Raw genomic sequence first — 16,131 nt, 5'->3', positions numbered from 1 at the left:
TACAAGGGTGGTTGGATGGGGGCGTGACACGTAGCAGCTCAGTTGTGATCCTCGGCGGTGGCCCCGGCGGCTACGAGGCGGCTCTGGTGGCCGCCCAGCTCGGTGCGACCGTCACCGTCATCGACCGGGACGGCATCGGTGGCGCTGCGGTGCTGACCGACGCGGTCCCCAGCAAGACGCTGATCGCGACCGCCGACTACCTCGGCGGCATCGAGATCGCCTCCGAGCTCGGGGTGCACCTCGAGGACGAGGACGGTGACCCGGCCACCGACCCGGTCGCCGACCTCGCGAGCATCAACCAGCGCGTCCTGGGCCTGGCGGCCGCCCAGTCGGCGGACATCTCGACCCGGTTGGCCGAGGTCGGCGTGCGCGTCCTCGCCGGGCGCGGTCGGCTGGAGACCCCCGGCCGGGTCGTCGTCGAGACCGACGACGCGACCGAGGTGATCGACGCCGACGTCGTCCTCGTCAGCACCGGCGCCACTCCGCGGGTACTCGACTCCGCCGTGCCGGACGGGGAGCGGATCCTCACCTGGCAGCAGATCTACCAGTTGCCGGAGCTGCCGGAGAGGCTCATCGTCGTCGGATCGGGAGTCACCGGCGCCGAGCTCGCGCAGGCCTACCTCGGTCTCGGCAGCGACGTCACCCTCGTCTCCTCCCGCGACCTGGTGCTGCCCCAGGAGGACCAGGACGCGGCCGCGGTCATCGAGGACGTCTTCCGCCGGCGCGGGATGACGATCCTCAATCGCTCCCGGATGGCCGGCGCCCGGCGTGAGGGCGAGGGCGTCGTCGTCACCCTCGAGGACGGTCGGGAGGTCCGGGGTAGCCACGTGCTCATCGCCGTCGGTGCCGTCCCGCGGACCGCCGACCTCGGTCTGGCCGAGCTCGGCGTCGAGCTGAGCGACTCGGGGCACATCGTCACCGACCGCGTCTCGCGCACCTCGGTCCGCGGGATCTACGCAGCGGGCGACTGCACCGGCGTGTTCGCCCTGGCCTCGGTCGCCGCGGTGCAGGGTCGCACGGCGATGGCGCACGCCCTCGGGGACGCGGTGACCCCGCTGCGGATGTCGGCCGTGGCCAGCAACGTCTTCACCGACCCGGAGATCGCGACCGTCGGGGTCAGCGCCGCCGAGGCGGACGACCCGGACATCGAGACCGTGATGATGCCGCTCTCGCGCAACCCGCGGGCGAAGATGCTCGGCATCCGCGAGGGTTTCGTCAAGCTCTTCGCCTACCGCGGCACCGGGACGGTTCTCGGCGGTGTGGTCGTCGCGCCCCGCGCCTCGGAGCTGATCTTCCCGGTCTCCATCGCGGTGCAGAACCGGTTGTCGGTCGACCAGGTGGCCGCCAGCTCCACCGTCTACCCCTCCCTCACCGGGACGCTCGCCGAGGCGGCCCGGCGGCTGCACCCGTCGCACTGATCGCGGCTTCCTGCAGCCGGAGGTCCACCTCGACCGAGCGTCCGCCGACCATGAGGACACGGCTGGTGGTCGCCCCCGTCGCACGGTGCACCGCCGTGAGGTCATAGACCCCTTCGTGGGGGAGGGGCAGGACGTAGCGGCCCTCCGCGTCGGTTCGCACCCACGAGACCGACCCGCCGGTCCGCTTGGTGATGACGACCGAGGCGTCTGCGGTGGGCACCTCCTGCGGATCGGTGACCAGGCCTTGGACGGTCAGTCGGTTCCTCAGGACGAAGGGAGCCAGCCCCCGGTCGTCGGAGAGGTCGGCATAGATCGACGCGGGTGACCATCCCTCCGCCGAGACGACGAAGAGGTGGCGGATCGGGCCTGCGGTGGCGACGCTGAAGTCACCGGCCGAGTCCGTACGCGCCCAGTCGACATGGCTGCCCCGACCGCCCATGACGGTGACGATCGCGCCCGAGACCCCGACCCCCTTCGCATCCTCGACCCGGCCGTGGACGACGTGGTCGGCGGTGAGCCGCTCGGTGGGCTGGTCGTCACCCTCGGCCGCACGACGACGCAGGAAGGGCAGGATGAGCACGGTGCTGATGCCCGAGCCCACGCCGGCCAGGACGAACATCAGCGTCATCGCGCCGAAGGTCGGGTAGCCGCCCGTGCCGGAGGTGATCGTCGCGGCGAAGACCGCGGCGGTGACCGCGCTGGCCGTGGAGGTGCCGACCGAGCGCAGGAGGGTGTTCAGGCCGTTGGCGGCAGCGGTCTCGGTGACGGGCACGGAGCGCATGATCAGCGTCGGCAGCGCCGAGTAGGCCAGCGCCGTGCCGACGGTCACGACGAGCGTGCCGATGACGACGAGCGCCACCGAGTCGCTGAAGGGGATGCGAGCCAGGTAGGACACGGCCATGATCGCGCTGCCGATGCCGATCGCCAGCTCCGGACCGAAGCGACGCGTCACCCACCCGGACACCGGCGCGAGCACGCCGAAGGCCACGGCGGACGGTGCCATCCACAGTCCGGCGTGCAGCGCGTCCAGGCCGAGCCCGTAACCGGTGTCCGTCGGGGTCTGCAGCAGCTGGGTGGAGACGAGCATGTTGAGGAACATGCCGAAGCCCATGAGGACGGAGATCGTGTTCGCCGACACCACGACGGGTTGTGCGGCCGTGCGGATGTCGACGAGCGGGTTGGGGATGCGCAGCTCGAGCGGCACGAAGATCGCGAGCAGGACGAGGCCGGCGGCGAACGTCCCCAGGGTGGTGGCGTCCGTCCAGCCCCAGTCCGCTCCCTTCGACACGGCCAGGAGCAGCAGGACGAGGGCGAGGCTGAGCAGGGCCGCGCCACGGAAGTCGAAGGCACCGGCGGTGCGCACCGGCGACTCGGAGACGGTGCGCAGGACCAGGCCGATCAGCAGGACCGCGAGGAGCCCGGGGAGCCAGAGCACGACGTGCCAGTCGAAGGCCTCGGCCAGGTAGCCGCCCAGCGGCAGCCCCACGCCGGCGCCGATGGCGAGGGTCGCGCTCATCAAGGCCACGGCCAGTGGGACCTTGTCGGGGTCGAGCTCGTCGCGCATCGTGGCGATGCCGACGGGCACGAGAGCCATCCCGATGCCCTGCAGGACCCGGGCGAGGATGAGGAGGGGGAGGGCGGTGGAGACGCCCCCGATGAGGGCGCCGACGGCGACGATCGCCAGGGTCAGCAGGATCATCCGGCGCTTGCCGTACATGTCGGCCATCCGGGAGATGACCGGCGTGGCCACGGCCCCGGCGATCAGCGTCGCGGTGATGATCCAGGAGGCGTTGCTCGTGCTCGTGCCGATGAGGTCCGGCAGGTCCGGCAGCAGCGGCAGCACCATCGTCTGCTGCAGCGAGACGACGGTCCCGCACAGAGCGAGCACGGCGATGACGAGTCCGCCCCCGGTGCGCCGGGTGGGCGCGCCGGGGGCGGACTCGCTGGTGTGGTCGCCGGCCGAGGGGATCAGTCCTTGATGTCGGCGATGACCGCGCCGTTGTTGACCGTCTCGCCGACCTGAGCCTTCAGGCCGGTGATGGTGCCGGCCTTGTGGGCGTTGAGCGGCTGCTCCATCTTCATCGCCTCGATGACGACGACCAGGTCACCCTCGGCGACCTCCTGGCCCTCCTCGACGGCGATCTTCACGACCGTGCCCTGCATCGGGGCGGCGAGGCTGTCGCCGGAGACCGCAGCGGCGCCGCTGCCGCCACCGGAGCGCTTCGGGGCCTTCTTCTTCTTGGCGCCGCCACCACCGAGGGCCAGGTCGCCCGGGAGGACGACCTCGAGGCGCTTGCCGCCGACCTCGACGGTGATCTTCTGGCGCTCGCCGCCGTCCTCGGCGGCCTCGCCGATCTCACCACCGTAGGGCGCGATCTGGTTGTCGAACTCGGTCTCGATCCACCGGGTGTGGACGCTGAAGGGGGCGCCATCGGCGGGTGCGAAGGCCGGGTCGGAGACGATGGTCCGGTGGAAGGGCACCACCGTCGGCATGCCCTCGACCACGAGCTCGTCCAGCGCACGGCGGGAGCGCTCGAGTGCCTGCTCGCGGCTGGAACCGGTGACGATGAGCTTGGCGATCATCGAGTCGAAGGCCCCGGCGACCGTGTCGCCCTCCTCGATGCCGGCGTCCCAGCGCACCCCCGGACCCTGGGGCACGTGCATCGTGGTGACCGTGCCGGGGGCCGGCATGAAGTTGCGGCCGGCGTCCTCGCCGTTGATGCGGAACTCGAGGGAGTGGCCGCGCTCGACCGGGTCGTCGTAGCCGAGCTCCTCGCCGTCGGCGATGCGCAGCATCTCGCGGACGAGGTCGATACCGGTGACCTCCTCGCTCACGGGGTGCTCGACCTGCAGGCGGGTGTTGACCTCGAGGAAGGAGATCGTGCCGTCCTGGGCGACGAGGTACTCGCAGGTGCCGGCGCCGACGTAGCCGGCCTCCTTGAGGATCGCCTTCGACGCACGGACGAGCTCCGCGTGCTGCTCGTCGGTCAGGAAGGGCGCCGGGGCCTCCTCCACGAGCTTCTGGTTGCGGCGCTGCAGCGAGCAGTCGCGCGTGGAGACGACGACGACGTTGCCGTGCTGGTCGGCCAGGCACTGGGTCTCGACGTGACGCGGCTTGTCGAGGAACTTCTCCACGAGGCACTCGCCGCGACCGAAGGCGCCGACGGCCTCACGGACGGCGGAGTCGAAGAGCTCGGGGATCTCCTCCATGGTGCGCACGACCTTCAGGCCGCGACCGCCACCGCCGTAGACCGCCTTGATGGCGATCGGCAGACCGAACTCCTCGGCGAGTGCGGTGACCTCGTCGGCGTCCTTGACCGGGTCCTTGGTGCCGGGGGCCAGCGGAGCGTTCGCCGTGACGGCGATGTGCTTGGCCTTGGCCTTGTCGCCCAGGGCGTCGATGGCGCTCGGCGGCGGACCGATCCAGATCAAACCCGCGTCCATGACCGCCTGGGCGAACTCGGCGTTCTCGGAGAGGAAGCCGTACCCGGGATGGACTGCGTCGGCGCCGGACTCGTGGGCGACCGCGATCAGCTTGTCCTGCAGGAGGTAGCTGTCAGCGGGTGTCGAACCACCGAGGGCGTACGCCTCGTCGGCGACCTTGACGTGCAGGGCGTCTCGGTCGGGCTCGGCGTACACGGCGACGGAGGAGATGCCGGCGTCACCGCACGCGCGGGCAACCCGTACGGCGATCTCGCCACGATTAGCGATGAGGACTTTGCTGATGGCCATGGGCGGCAGACTACTGCGTGTGGCGACGCGGCGACGCACGGCCCGCATCGTGGCCGTGCCCCGCTGGCGCCACCGCTCAACGACCACGCAGCGTGCAGGAGTCGCTCGCGGTGTACCCGGCCCGGATGTCGGCGGCGCGCTCACGGGCGAGGTTCCACCCCGGTAGACCGTCGTCGACGTCGGTCGCAGTGGCGCCCACCTGCAGGATGCACGCCTTCGTCTCGTCGGGCAGGGCGCTCCGGGCGATCGCCGGGACCGCGTCGTCGGGCAGCGACGCGAGGTACCACTCGTCCAGGGACCCGGTCGCCTCCCACCGTTCGATGTTGTGCTCGGCGACCCACGCGCTGGTGTTGCCCACGGACCACACGATCGTCACGATGGCCGCGCTGACGAGCACCGTGCGACCCAGCCACCGGCGGGACGGGGCGAGGAGCGAGACGAGCACGGACAGCACGACGGCGCCGAGCCAGATCTCGAAGAGGTCGACGCTCACCCGCAGGACCGTGTAGCCGAAGGCGTCCTGGTACAGCGCCATCCGGCGCAGCGCCGAGGCGACGACGACGAGGGTGAGCACACACAGGGCCGCGCTCGTCGCCGTCATCACCCGGCGGTCGCGCACGGTGTCGGCCCGACCCCAGGCGCGCACGCCGGCGATGAGCAGCAGCACCAGGGCGGTGGCGACCGTCAGCTGCCCGAAGCCCTCGCGCGCGGACTCGGCGTAGGTGAGCCCGGTGGTGCGCAGGACGTACTCGTGCCCGCCGAACATCGCAGCCGCCTGCGCCGCGATGAAGGCGACGAAGACCGCGATGACGACGCCCAGGGGGACCGCCCACTCCCACATCGGGATCCGTGCCGTGCCCCCTCGCACCTGGTGGACCCGGGGCGGGTTGATGGCCAGGTACAGCCCGCTGAGGGTGATACCGGTGAAGAAGACGAGGGTGAATGCCCGGAAGACGATCATCTCGCTCGGCTGTGGCACGAGCGCGGACGCCCACGACCCGAGGACGGCATCGGCGGAGGCGAGCAGCCCTCCGAAGACGAGGAGCAGCACGAGGCTGACGGCGGCGGTCCGCAGCACCGACCAGGTCTTCCCTCGTCGGGCGAGTGCCTTGATGGTCCGGTCGAGCAGGGGGAGACCGCGCAGCGCCGAGAACGGCCACGCCGCGACGGCGGCGACGATGCCGGGGACGGTGCGGGCATCCGTGCAGGAGGTCGCCGCGAGGACCCCGGCCACCGCGACGGCGAGGAAGGTGAAGCCCGGGTTGTCACGCAGCACCGTCGTCGCGGCGAGCGGCAGCGACAGTGCTGCGGCGAACCATGACCAGCGGGCCGACCGGCGGGGTGAGGCGAGCCAGATGGCCAGCCCGCCGCAGGAGAGCACGACCAGCATCCCGAGTCCGATCGCATGGTCCGGCAGCAGGATCGCTGCGACGATCCCGACGCCGAGAGCGGCGAGCAGCAGGTCCGGCCGGGGTGTGGTGATCCGCTCCGGCCACCACCGCGCAAGCCCCGTCGAAGGGGGTGCAGCCGTGGTCGTCGTGGTGGTTGGCGCCGTCGAGGGGGTCATCTGTTCCTCCGGTGCGGACCTGGTGGTGGGCGAAGAGGGAACGACCTCACGTGCCGAGGCGAGCGGCCACGACCCGGAGTCGCCCGGTGCGGGAGGAGCGATCGGCAGCGTCATGCGCATCCTCGCCCCGGCGTCGCCGGGAGCGAGCGCTTGGACACCACCGCCGTGCAGGTCGGCGACCCACGCGACGATCGCCAGACCCAGGCCGGTGCCACCCCCTTCGTCCGCTCCCTGACCGAAGCGGTGGAAAAGGCGCTCGGCACGCTCCGGGGACAACCCTGGCCCCTCGTCGGTGACGGTGAGCGACCACTGGTCGTCGCAGCGCCGGGCGGTCACGGTGACGGTCCCACCGGTGGGGCTGTGGCGCACGGCGTTGTCCAAGAGGTTGGCGGTGACCTGCGCCAGGCGGGCCCGGTCACCGGTGATGGTGAGGTCGGGCGGCTCGACGTCGGTGACCAGGGTGACCTCGCGACCCTGGAGGGAGGCTTCGTCGAGCGCGGACGTCAGGAGGTCGGCGACCAGGACGCGGCTGGGGTTGAGCGGGACACCGCCATCGGGGCGGGAGAGGTCGAGCAGGTCGGCGACGAGGGAGCTGAGGCGTTCGGACTGGGCGAGGGCGCTGCCGAGCGTGGCGTCGCTGGGGGCGGTGACCCCGTCGACGAGGTTCTCCAGGAGGGCGCGCTGGGCGCTCAACGGCGTGCGCAGCTCGTGGGCGACGGTCGCGACGAGCTGGCGCCGACGCTCCTCGCCCTCCTCGAGGTCCCGGGCCATCGTGGCGAAGGCCCGCGCCAGCGCGCCGACCTCGTCCCGGCCGCTCGTGGTGATCCGGGCGCCGTAGTCACCGCGAGCCATCCGGTCGGCGGCCTCGGTCATCTGCCGAAGGGGGGTGGTCATCCCGGTCGCGAGCCACCGGGTGATCACGAGGGCGAGGGCGATCGTCGCGGGCAGCGCCAACCCGAGGGGGACCCCGGCGTCGGTACCGACGGCGCCGACGACCGCGGCGACGAGCACGCTCACCCCGACCAGGACCGCCAGACGGGTGCGGATGGAGGACAGACCGACGAGGGGCTCGGTGCGACTCATCGTTCGGCCCCGTCGTCGAGCGCATAGCCGACGCCGTGGACGGTGCGGATGCGCTGGTGCCCGACCTTGGTGCGCAGGGACTTCACGTGGGTGTCGAGGGTGCGGCTGGAGTCGTCCCAGCCCCAGAGCGCGGTCGCGAGGTGCTCACGATGAAGCACGACGCCCGGCTCGCGGGCGAGCAGGACGAGGACGTCGAACTCGGTGGGGGTCAGGTGGACCGGCTCCCCGCCGACCGTGCACCGGCGGGTGCGTCCGTCCAGGGTCAACCCGTCGTGCTCGAGTGCGCCGGTGTCCCGCTGGAGCTCGGCAGCGCGCTCCACCCGGCGCAACAGTGCTCGTACCCGGGCGACGACCTCGCGCATCCGGAAGGGCTTGGTCAGGTAGTCGTCGGCCCCGACACCGAGGCCGACGAGGACGTCGCTCTCCTCGTCGCGGGCGGTGAGCATCAGGACCGGCACCGGCCGTTTCGCCTGGATGCGTCGGCAGACCTCGAGGCCGTCGAAACCGGGGAGCATCAGGTCCAGGACCACCAGGTCGGGGGATTGCTGCTCGAAGGCGGCCACCGCCCCCGGCCCGTCGCCGGCCCGGTCCACGGTGAAGCCCTCGGCCGCGAAGCGGTCGGCCAGCGCCTGGTTGATCGTCGGGTCGTCCTCGACGACGAGCAGGCGGGCGGGTGCGGTGTCGGTCATGCACTCAGGCTATGGACGCCGACCGGGAGGTCGCCGGGATGACATCTGGAGTTCCTCTGCAGATCGGCAACCCAGCGCGCCCCTCCCCCTACGAAGTGCTGCTGGCTGCACCTCGTATGGCCAGCAGCACCACGAGCTGGTGCTGGGTCAACGAACTCGAGCCAGCAGCACTTCGTTGCGAGGGGCCGTTGTGGAGGGGAGGGGCGAAGGGGTGCGCCGCTCAGGTGACCGGCAGGCGGGAGACGAACTGCCGCAGCTGGTCGATGTTGCGCACCTCGTGCATGTCGACGACCTGCGCGTAGCGACCGGCCACGGAGTCGCCGGTGTCCCACTGGCCCACCGGCTCGGGGTTGAGCCAGACGGCGTGCTTCGCGCGGGTGACGAGCTCGCGCAACGCGTCCACCTGCGGGTCGGTGCCGTTGGTGCGGGCGTCACCGAGGACCAGCAGGGTCGAGCGCGGCCCGATGGCGTCGATGTGGTTCCTGACGGCGTCCTCGAAGGCGGCGCCGTAGTCGCTCGAGCCGTGCCATCGCGTCATCGTCGCCTCGCGCGAGACCCGCTCGCGGATGTCCTCGCCGACGCGGCTGTCGCGCACCAGCTCGGTGATGTCGTCGCAGGTGTTGATGAAGCCGATGAAGCGCACGCGGCGGAAGACACCGGCCAGGGACTGCAGCAGCAGCATCGTGAACCGGGAGAACCCCGCGACCGACCCGGACATGTCGCAGAGCAGGACGATCTCCGCGCGACTGCGGTGACGACGACGGTGGGCCGGGCGGATGGGGACACCGCCGGTGGACATCGCCGCCCGCAGCGTGCGTCGGATGTCGATGGCCCCGCGGGAGTGCCGACGCTGCCGTGCGGCGAGCTTGGCCGCGAGCTTGCGCGAGAGGGGCCCGATCGCGGCCTGCAGCTCGGCCGCCTCCGTGGTGCCGGTGAGCAGGAAGTCCTTGCGCTCCAACGGGTCCCGTACCCCGTAGCGGGAGATCCGGTCACGTCCGCGGACCTCGGCATTGCGCCGGGCGGCCTCGGTCTCGATCCTGCGACGGAAGTGACCGACCCGGCTGCGGATCTCATCCCGGTCGTAGCGGTCACTGAAGCGTGGGCCCCCTTCGCCCCCGGCGCCGCCGGAGGCACCGCCCGAGCCCTGCCCGGAGCCACCCGAGCCCTCACCGGATCCGCCGGTGACGTCGCCGGCGTCCCGGGCCCGCTGCAGGGCGGCGGCGACCGCGGTCTGCGGGGCAAGCCGCTCGATCGCCTGGTGTGCCGACCACCCGCCCGTGCTCGCCTCGTTGGACAGTCGTCCGAGCTCGGCCAGCGCCCGTGCGGCCAACCGGTCCAGCTCCTCGTCGTCGGCGCGGGCCAGCGCCTCGACGAGGTCCTCGCGGATGGCGGCGGCGCGCTCGCGGGCCCCGGCAGCGTCCGTCGCCTCCGGGGCCTCGTCCTCGCCGGTGCGGGCGCCCACGGCGGCCGGGAAGTGGATGTCGAAGAGCTGGTCGAACAGCTCGCGGTCGGACGAGCGGCGCATCATCGCCGCCGCAGCCCCGGCACGCAGCCGCTCGCGATCCGCCAGGCCGAGCACGCGGGCAGCCGCCGCCGCATCGGTGATCTCCGAGGTGCCGACCTTCACCCCGTGCCGGCGCAGCGACCGGCCGAGGTCGACCAGCCGCGCGCCGAGTGGATCAGGTGAGGACACCGGCGAGGTCCAGCTTCTCCGCGGCCAGGTCGATGTCCTCCTGGTGCTTCAGGACGACGCCCAGGGTGGCGCGGACCAGCCCCGGGTCGAGGTCACCGGCCGCCCCGAGGCTGAGCAGGGTGCGCGCCCAGTCGATCGTCTCGGCGACGGAGGGGGACTTGCGCAGCCGCATCTCCCGCAGGGCGCCGACGAGCCGGACGATCGAGTCGGTGAGTGCCTTGTCGAGGTCGGGCACGGTGAGCGCGACGATCTGCCGCTCGAGATCGGCCGGCGGGTAGTCGATGTACAGGTAGAGGCAGCGGCGCCGCAACGCCTCGGACAGCTCCCGGGTGGCATTCGAGGTGAGCACGACGAAGGGGGTCTGCCGCGCCCGGATCGTGCCGAGCTCGGGCACGGTCACCTGGAAGTCGGAGAGGACCTCGAGCAGCAGCCCCTCGATCTCGACGTCCGCCTTGTCCAGCTCGTCGATGAGCAGCACCGTGCGGTGCTCGTTGCGGATGGCGGTCAGCAGCGGTCGGGCCAGGAGGAACTCGTCGGTGAAGATGTCCTCCTTGACCGAGGACCAGTCGGCCTCGTCCGCCCCCTTCGCGTCGTGATGGGCGCCGGCGGCGGTGATCCGCAACAGCTGCTTGGCGTGGTTCCACTCGTAGAGCGCGCGAGCCTCGTCGACGCCCTCGTAGCACTGCAGGCGGACGAGCTCACCCGCGGTCGCGGACGCCACCGCCGCAGAGAGGGCGGTCTTGCCGACGCCTGCCGGGCCCTCGACGAGCAGCGGCTTGCCCAGCTGGTCCGCGAGGTAGACCGTCGTCGCGATCGCGTCGGAGGCGAGGTAGCCGTGGTCGGCCAGGCGCTCCCGGACGTCGTCGACGGAGGCGAAGCGGGGGGTGTGGGTCATGGGCGCCAGTCTGCCCGACGGCCAGGCAGGCCTCGTACGCACAGGGTGTGCCGCCGGCCGCACCTCACCGGCTGCCGGGGACGAAGGGAGGGCAGGGGCACACTGGCGGGCATGAAGCCTCGTGCAGCGGCCGCCGGTGACACGGCACTGATCCGTGCCGCCAGCCTGCGCGGGTTCGTGCCGCTGGTCGAGGAGCTGGGCGGGGACCCCCTTCGCCTGCTCGCTCGGTTCCGCATCCCGCAGTCCGTCCTCGATGACGACGACGGACTGATCTCGATCACGGCCCACGACCTCATGCTCGACACCGCAGCCGAGGAGCTGGCCTGCCCGGACCTCGGGCTGCGCCTGGCACAGCGGCAGGATCTGGGCATCCTCGGCCCGCTGGCCCTGGCGATCGAGTCCTCCTCGACGGTCGCCGAGGCTCTGGAGTTCGCCACGCGGTTCATGTTCGTGCACAGCCCGGCGCTGCGGATCGGCGTCGAAGCCGATCCCCGTGCGGCCACCGGTGTCGTCGCCGTGACCTACCGCAAGGACCTGAGGGAGTCGCCGTACTCGCCCCAGGCCATGGAGCTCGGCCTCACCCTGCTCCGACGGATCTGCGCAGCCATGCTCGGCGGGATCGATGGCCTGCGGTCGATCGAGGTGCCGCACGCGCCCATCTCGCCGATCGAGCACTACGCCGAGGTCTTCGGCGTGCCGACCCGCTTCCACGCACCGGTGGCCGCCCTCCGCCTCGACCGGCGCGTCCTGGACGCGAGGTTCTCCGCGGCCGACGAGTCGATCCGCGAGGTCGCCCTGGCGCACCTGTCGGCGAACTACACCAGCCCGCACGGATCGACGGCGGTCCGGGTCCGTGGGGCCCTGTCCGACGGGCTCGGCACGGTTTCCCCGTCGCTCCCGCAGGTCGCGCGACTGCTGTCCGTGCACCCACGAACGCTGCAGCGGCGATTGGCGGCAGAGGGGACGAGTTTCGACCTCGTCCTGGACGACGTGCGCCGCTCGGCAGCCGAGCGGTACCTCACGACGACGGACATCCCCGTCGCGCAGGTGGCGGCGATGCTCGGCTTCAGCGAGCAGAGCGCGCTGAGCCGGGCGGTCCGCAGATGGTTCGGCGCGAGCCCACGGAGCCTGAGGCAGGGCGAATCCGGCAATCTGTCGTCCTGAGTCACGTACGGGTCGGGTCTCGTGGGTCAGAGTGGGACCGAGGAACCGTGCCCGCACCACAGGAGGACCGCACCATGACGACCCAGGCGCACGACCAGTCGCTGGAGGACAGACTCGCAGCGATCGGGGCCCGCTCGATCCCGGAGTTCGAGGGCGTGCACGACGTGTGGCCGCGCGGCGACCGGCTCGAGGCCGTGCGCTCCGCCGCGCGCGAGTACAAGACCCGGTTCACCGGCCAGGGCCAGGTCAGTGCGGTGAAGTCCTTGGACATCGCCTCCGCGCCCTACCCGGTGAAATTCGGCTTCCACACGGCCGTGTCCGTCCCGCACTCGCCGCTCATCCCGATCATCAACCGGATGCTCGTCGTGCAGTACGAGGACTGGGACGGGCGGGCGCGCACCCTGGTCTTCGAGCCGACCGTTCCCGACGGTTCGGCCGAGGCGCCGTTCTTCAGCAAGCTGGTGGCGCTGATGAGCAGGATCCCCGGTGCCCACCTGGGCGAGAAGGTCATCGTCAACTACTACAACGAGCCCCAGGACGTCCTGGCCACGGTCGGCCTGACCGCCCGGGACATCGACTTCTGTGCCTTCGACCACCTGCACGTGCAGGACCCGCGGATGATCCTCGGCTCCTCCACGCCCGTGCCGGGCGAGAGCAGGACCCGTGAGCCGATCTTCGGGGACGCGAAGATGCTGGTGAACACCCGCGAGCTGGCCACCCTGCAGTCGCTGCACCCGATGCAGTGGGCCTGGTACGTCGAGGACGGCCTCGACGGTGTGGACATGGACAAGTTCGCCACCTTCGAGGGGGACATCGAGCTCGGGCCCGGTATCGCGCTGCTGTGGACACCCGGTCACACCGACGGCAACCACTCGCTCGTCGTCAACACCCCCGACGGCGTGTGGGTCTCCTCGGAGAACGGGATCGCCCTGGACAACTGGCAGCCGGAGCTGTCCAGGATCCCCGGGGTGGGCCTCTACCACCGCCAGTACGGCCGTGAGGTCTGCCCGAACGGCAACACGCTCGAGGACTCGCTCGACCAGTACGACTCGATGATCAAGGAGAAGACCCTCGCGGATCCGTCCAGGGACGACCCGCGCTGGCTGCAGATCCTGCCCTCGAGCGAGCTCGCGCCGTGGAAGCGCTTCTGGCCCGTCGTACCGACGCACCACCACGGTGGCATCGAGTACGGCACCATCACGCCGGGCCGCCGATGAGCACCGCACCGCACCCGAGCCCCGCCGGTGCCGTCGTCACCGGTGCGGCCGGAGGGCTGGGCCGGCAGGTCGCGGCGCTGCTGATCGCGCGCGGATACACCGTCCTGGTCACCGACGTCGACGAGTCGGCCGCGAAGGGAGCCGCGGCCGATCTCGGCGACCGGGCGCACCCCTTCGCCGTGGACGTGCGCGATGAGGCCGCCGTGCGGGCCGCCCGCGACCGGGTCGTGGAGCTGGCCGGCCGGCTCGACCTGTGGGTCAACAACGCCGGGGTGCTCTTCACCGGCCCGGTCTGGGAGCACGATGACGCCACGCGTCGACTCACCCTGGAGGTCAATGCCCTGGGCGCGATCACCGGCACCCTCGCCGCGATCGACGCCATGCGTGGCACCGGTGGTGGACACATCGTCAACATCGCCTCGCTCGCGGGGATCACCGCCGTCCCGGGGGAGGGGGTCTACGCGGCCTCGAAGCACGCGGTCATGGGCTTCAGCCTGAGCGCCATGGCCGATCTGCGCGCTGCCGGGATCGAGGACATCGACATCTCCTGCATCTGCCCCGACGGCATCTGGACGCCGATGCTGCACGACAAGCTCGACGACCCGGGCGCGGCGCTGTCCTTCTCCGGCACGCTGCTGCAGCCCGAGGACGTCGTCGAGGCCATCGAGCACGTGCTGGACCGGCCCCGACTGGTCACCGCCGTCCCCGCGTGGCGCGGTGCGCTCGTGCGCCTCGGTGACGCGTTCCCGGGGTTCGGGCTGGCTGCCGTGCCCTTCATGGTCTCCCACGGCCGCCGGGTGCAGAAGAAGATGCGCAAGCAGCAGGCGCGACGCGGGTGATGCGACGGGGGAGGGCGTCCCCGCCGCCGGACGGAGAAATCGAGTGAGGACGTGGTTGTGCCGCGCCCCCACTCGATGTCCACGTCATCGGTGGCCCGGGGTCTCGCTCAGAGGGCGTCGAGCTCGTCGCGGCAGCGGCGCTCGAATCCGTCGAGCTCGGTCAGGGCGTCCTCGATGTCGCGACGGCGCTGCTCGAGGTCCTCGCGGCGCTCGTCGATCTGCGCGAGGACGTACTCCAGCTGACTGCGCTTGCCGCGCGGGACGTCGTAGAGGTTGACGATCGTGGCGATCTCGTCCAGCGGGAAGCCGAGCCGTCGACCGCGCAGGATCAACGACAGCCGGGTGCGCTCGCGCCGGTGGAAGACCCGGGTCGTGCCGACCCGCTCGGGGGAGAGCAGGCCGATGTCCTCGTAGTGGCGCACCGTGCGGGTGGTGATACCGAACTCGTCGGCGATCTCCCGGATCGTCCAGGTCCGGCCCGCGGGCGCGCGCTCGCCCCGGGACCCACCGGTCCCCGGGCGGGCTGCTCCCTTCGCCGGGCTTGTCATGTCGGGAATCATGCTTTACGTTGACGTCAACGTCAAGCAGTGGCGCGACGTCGGCGAAGACGCCGGGGCGCCGGGAAAGGTCGGGCATGTTCGAGCTCTCGCAGGACCACGAGGACTTCCGCGCCGCGGTGCGCGACTTCGCCGAGAGCGAGGTCGAGCCGCACGTCGCGCAGTGGGACAAGGAGCACCACCTGCCGCTGGAGGTCGTGCACAAGATGGGGGAGATGGGCTTCTTCGGCCTCGTCGTCCCCGAGCGCTGGGGTGGCTCCGCCGAGACCGTCGACGGCGTGGTCCAGTCCGACTTCACCGCACTGTGCGTGGCGATCGAGGAGCTGGGGCGCGTCGACCAGTCGATCGGCATCACCCTCTCCGCGGGCGTGGGTCTGGGCATCAACCCGATCCTGTCCTTCGGTGACGACGAGCAGCGGGACCGGTGGTTGCCCGACCTCGTCGCGGGTCGTGCGCTCGCCGGCTTCGGTCTGACCGAGCCCGACGCCGGGTCCGACGCGGGCGGCACCCGCACCACCGCCAAGCGCGAGGGCGACGAGTGGGTCATCAACGGCGCCAAGTCCTTCATCACCAACTCCGGGACCGACATCACCTCCCTGGTGACCGTGACCGCCCGCACCGGCACGAGCGAGGACGGCCGGGCGCAGATCTCGGCGATCATCGTGCCGAGCGGCACCCCCGGCTTCACGGTCGAGGAGCCCTACGACAAGCTCGGCTGGCACATCTCCGACACGCACGGTCTGGGCTTCTCCGACTGCCGGGTTCCCTCGGGGAACCTCGTGGGGGAGGAGGGCAAGGGCTTCCGCCAGTTCCTCAAGACCCTCGACGACGGCCGGATCGCCATCTCCGCCCTCGCCGCCGGCCTGACCCAGCGAATGCTCGAGCTCGCCACGGAGTACGCGAACACCCGCACCTCCTTCGGCCGCCCGATCGGGGCCAACCAAGGCGTCTCCTTCCAGATCTCCGACCTGGCCGTCATGGCCGAGACCTCCCGCGTGCTGACCTACAAGGCGGCCTGGTTGAAGGACGAGGCCGATCGGGGTCGTCGCTCGACGAAGGAGGTCGCCAAGGCCGCGGCCATCGCCAAGCTCTACACCTCCGAGGCGGCGGTGAGCGCCACGCGCACCGCCACGCAGATCTTCGGTGGCAACGGATTCATCGAGGAGTACCCCGTGGCTCGCTTCTACCGCGATGCCAAGATCCTCGAGATCGGCGAGGGCACCTCCGAGGTCCAGCGGATGGTCATCGCCCGTCACCTCGGTCTGTCGGTCTGAGCG

General features: G+C 71.5%; 12 protein-coding genes. 5 read left to right on the top strand and 7 right to left on the bottom strand.

From position 1 onward, the window contains the following. Positions 1 to 23: 23 nt before the first annotated feature. Positions 24 to 1,418, top strand: a complete 1,395-nt coding sequence (locus V1351_RS11750) for an NAD(P)H-quinone dehydrogenase (RefSeq protein WP_338748355.1) — start codon at positions 24 to 26, stop codon at positions 1,416 to 1,418. Here the strand turns inward: V1351_RS11750 and V1351_RS11745 are convergent. From V1351_RS11745 to V1351_RS11720, 6 genes are all read right to left on the bottom strand, one after another. Beyond that, the gene (locus V1351_RS11745) at positions 1,369 to 3,306 is read right to left on the bottom strand and encodes an MFS transporter (protein ID WP_338748354.1); all 1,938 of its coding nucleotides are present in this window, start codon (positions 3,304 to 3,306) and stop codon (positions 1,369 to 1,371) included. The two genes, V1351_RS11750 and V1351_RS11745, sit on opposite strands and share 50 nt — an antisense overlap. Positions 3,307 to 3,386: 80 nt before the next feature. After that, complete coding sequence (locus tag V1351_RS11740) at positions 3,387 to 5,150, bottom strand: acetyl/propionyl/methylcrotonyl-CoA carboxylase subunit alpha (RefSeq protein ID WP_338748352.1); 1,764 nt, start codon at positions 5,148 to 5,150, stop codon at positions 3,387 to 3,389. Between the two features lie 76 nt (positions 5,151 to 5,226). After that, positions 5,227 to 7,800, bottom strand: a complete 2,574-nt coding sequence (locus V1351_RS11735; protein WP_338748351.1) for a DUF4153 domain-containing protein — start codon at positions 7,798 to 7,800, stop codon at positions 5,227 to 5,229. Further along, positions 7,797 to 8,489, bottom strand: coding sequence for a response regulator transcription factor (locus V1351_RS11730; protein ID WP_338748350.1), 693 nt, complete (start codon positions 8,487 to 8,489; stop codon positions 7,797 to 7,799). Before V1351_RS11730 ends, V1351_RS11735 begins: the two co-directional genes overlap by 4 nt. Before the next feature lie 220 nt (positions 8,490 to 8,709). After that, positions 8,710 to 10,182, bottom strand: a complete 1,473-nt coding sequence (locus V1351_RS11725) for a VWA domain-containing protein (RefSeq protein WP_338748349.1) — start codon at positions 10,180 to 10,182, stop codon at positions 8,710 to 8,712. Continuing rightward, complete coding sequence (locus tag V1351_RS11720; RefSeq protein ID WP_338748348.1) at positions 10,169 to 11,077, bottom strand: AAA family ATPase; 909 nt, start codon at positions 11,075 to 11,077, stop codon at positions 10,169 to 10,171. The genes V1351_RS11725 and V1351_RS11720 overlap by 14 nt, the downstream gene beginning before the upstream one ends. 111 nt (positions 11,078 to 11,188) lie before the next feature. Here V1351_RS11720 and V1351_RS11715 point away from each other — a divergent pair, with 111 nt between their 5' ends. Genes V1351_RS11715 through V1351_RS11705 form a run of 3 tightly spaced genes read left to right on the top strand, consistent with a single transcriptional unit; the run spans position 11,189 to position 14,297 of the window. Then, positions 11,189 to 12,241 carry an AraC family transcriptional regulator gene (locus V1351_RS11715; protein ID WP_338748347.1) on the top strand — a complete coding sequence of 351 codons (1,053 nt, stop codon included), beginning with the start codon at positions 11,189 to 11,191 and terminating at the stop codon, positions 12,239 to 12,241. A gap of 47 nt (positions 12,242 to 12,288) precedes the next feature. Next, entirely contained in the window at positions 12,289 to 13,458 is a 1,170-nt protein-coding gene (locus tag V1351_RS11710) for a hypothetical protein (protein ID WP_338748346.1), read from the top strand. After that, complete coding sequence (locus tag V1351_RS11705) at positions 13,455 to 14,297, top strand: SDR family oxidoreductase (RefSeq protein ID WP_338748345.1); 843 nt, start codon at positions 13,455 to 13,457, stop codon at positions 14,295 to 14,297. Before V1351_RS11710 ends, V1351_RS11705 begins: the two co-directional genes overlap by 4 nt. 107 nt (positions 14,298 to 14,404) lie before the next feature. On the opposite strand, the gene V1351_RS11700 is transcribed toward V1351_RS11705, so the two are convergent. After that, positions 14,405 to 14,845: a MerR family transcriptional regulator gene (locus V1351_RS11700; RefSeq protein WP_338748344.1), complete on the bottom strand. Its 441-nt coding sequence runs from the start codon at positions 14,843 to 14,845 to the stop codon at positions 14,405 to 14,407. Between the two features lie 86 nt (positions 14,846 to 14,931). On the opposite strand from V1351_RS11700, the gene V1351_RS11695 reads away from it, so the two are divergent. Next, positions 14,932 to 16,128 (top strand): acyl-CoA dehydrogenase family protein, encoded by a 1,197-nt coding sequence (locus V1351_RS11695; RefSeq protein ID WP_338748343.1) that lies wholly within the window; start codon positions 14,932 to 14,934, stop codon positions 16,126 to 16,128. Positions 16,129 to 16,131: the final 3 nt, after the last annotated feature.

The sequence above is a fragment of the Janibacter sp. A1S7 genome (assembly GCF_037198315.1).
Classification (GTDB): domain Bacteria; phylum Actinomycetota; class Actinomycetes; order Actinomycetales; family Dermatophilaceae; genus Janibacter; species Janibacter alittae.
Note: the sequence above shows the minus strand (reverse complement) of the source record. Positions and strands in the feature narration are given on the sequence as shown.

Excerpts from the sequence above, each read along its gene's own strand:
- V1351_RS11740 (WP_338748352.1), bottom strand. The coding sequence starts at position 5,150 with ATGGCCATCAGCAAAGTCCTCATCGCTAATCGTGGCGAGATCGCCGTA.
- V1351_RS11695 (WP_338748343.1), top strand. The coding sequence starts at position 14,932 with ATGTTCGAGCTCTCGCAGGACCACGAGGACTTCCGCGCCGCGGTGCGC.
- V1351_RS11720 (WP_338748348.1), bottom strand. The coding sequence starts at position 11,077 with ATGACCCACACCCCCCGCTTCGCCTCCGTCGACGACGTCCGGGAGCGC.
- V1351_RS11705 (WP_338748345.1), top strand. The coding sequence starts at position 13,455 with ATGAGCACCGCACCGCACCCGAGCCCCGCCGGTGCCGTCGTCACCGGT.
- V1351_RS11700 (WP_338748344.1), bottom strand. The coding sequence starts at position 14,845 with ATGACAAGCCCGGCGAAGGGAGCAGCCCGCCCGGGGACCGGTGGGTCC.
- V1351_RS11735 (WP_338748351.1), bottom strand. The coding sequence starts at position 7,800 with ATGAGTCGCACCGAGCCCCTCGTCGGTCTGTCCTCCATCCGCACCCGT.
- V1351_RS11730 (WP_338748350.1), bottom strand. The coding sequence starts at position 8,489 with ATGACCGACACCGCACCCGCCCGCCTGCTCGTCGTCGAGGACGACCCG.
- V1351_RS11715 (WP_338748347.1), top strand. The coding sequence starts at position 11,189 with ATGAAGCCTCGTGCAGCGGCCGCCGGTGACACGGCACTGATCCGTGCC.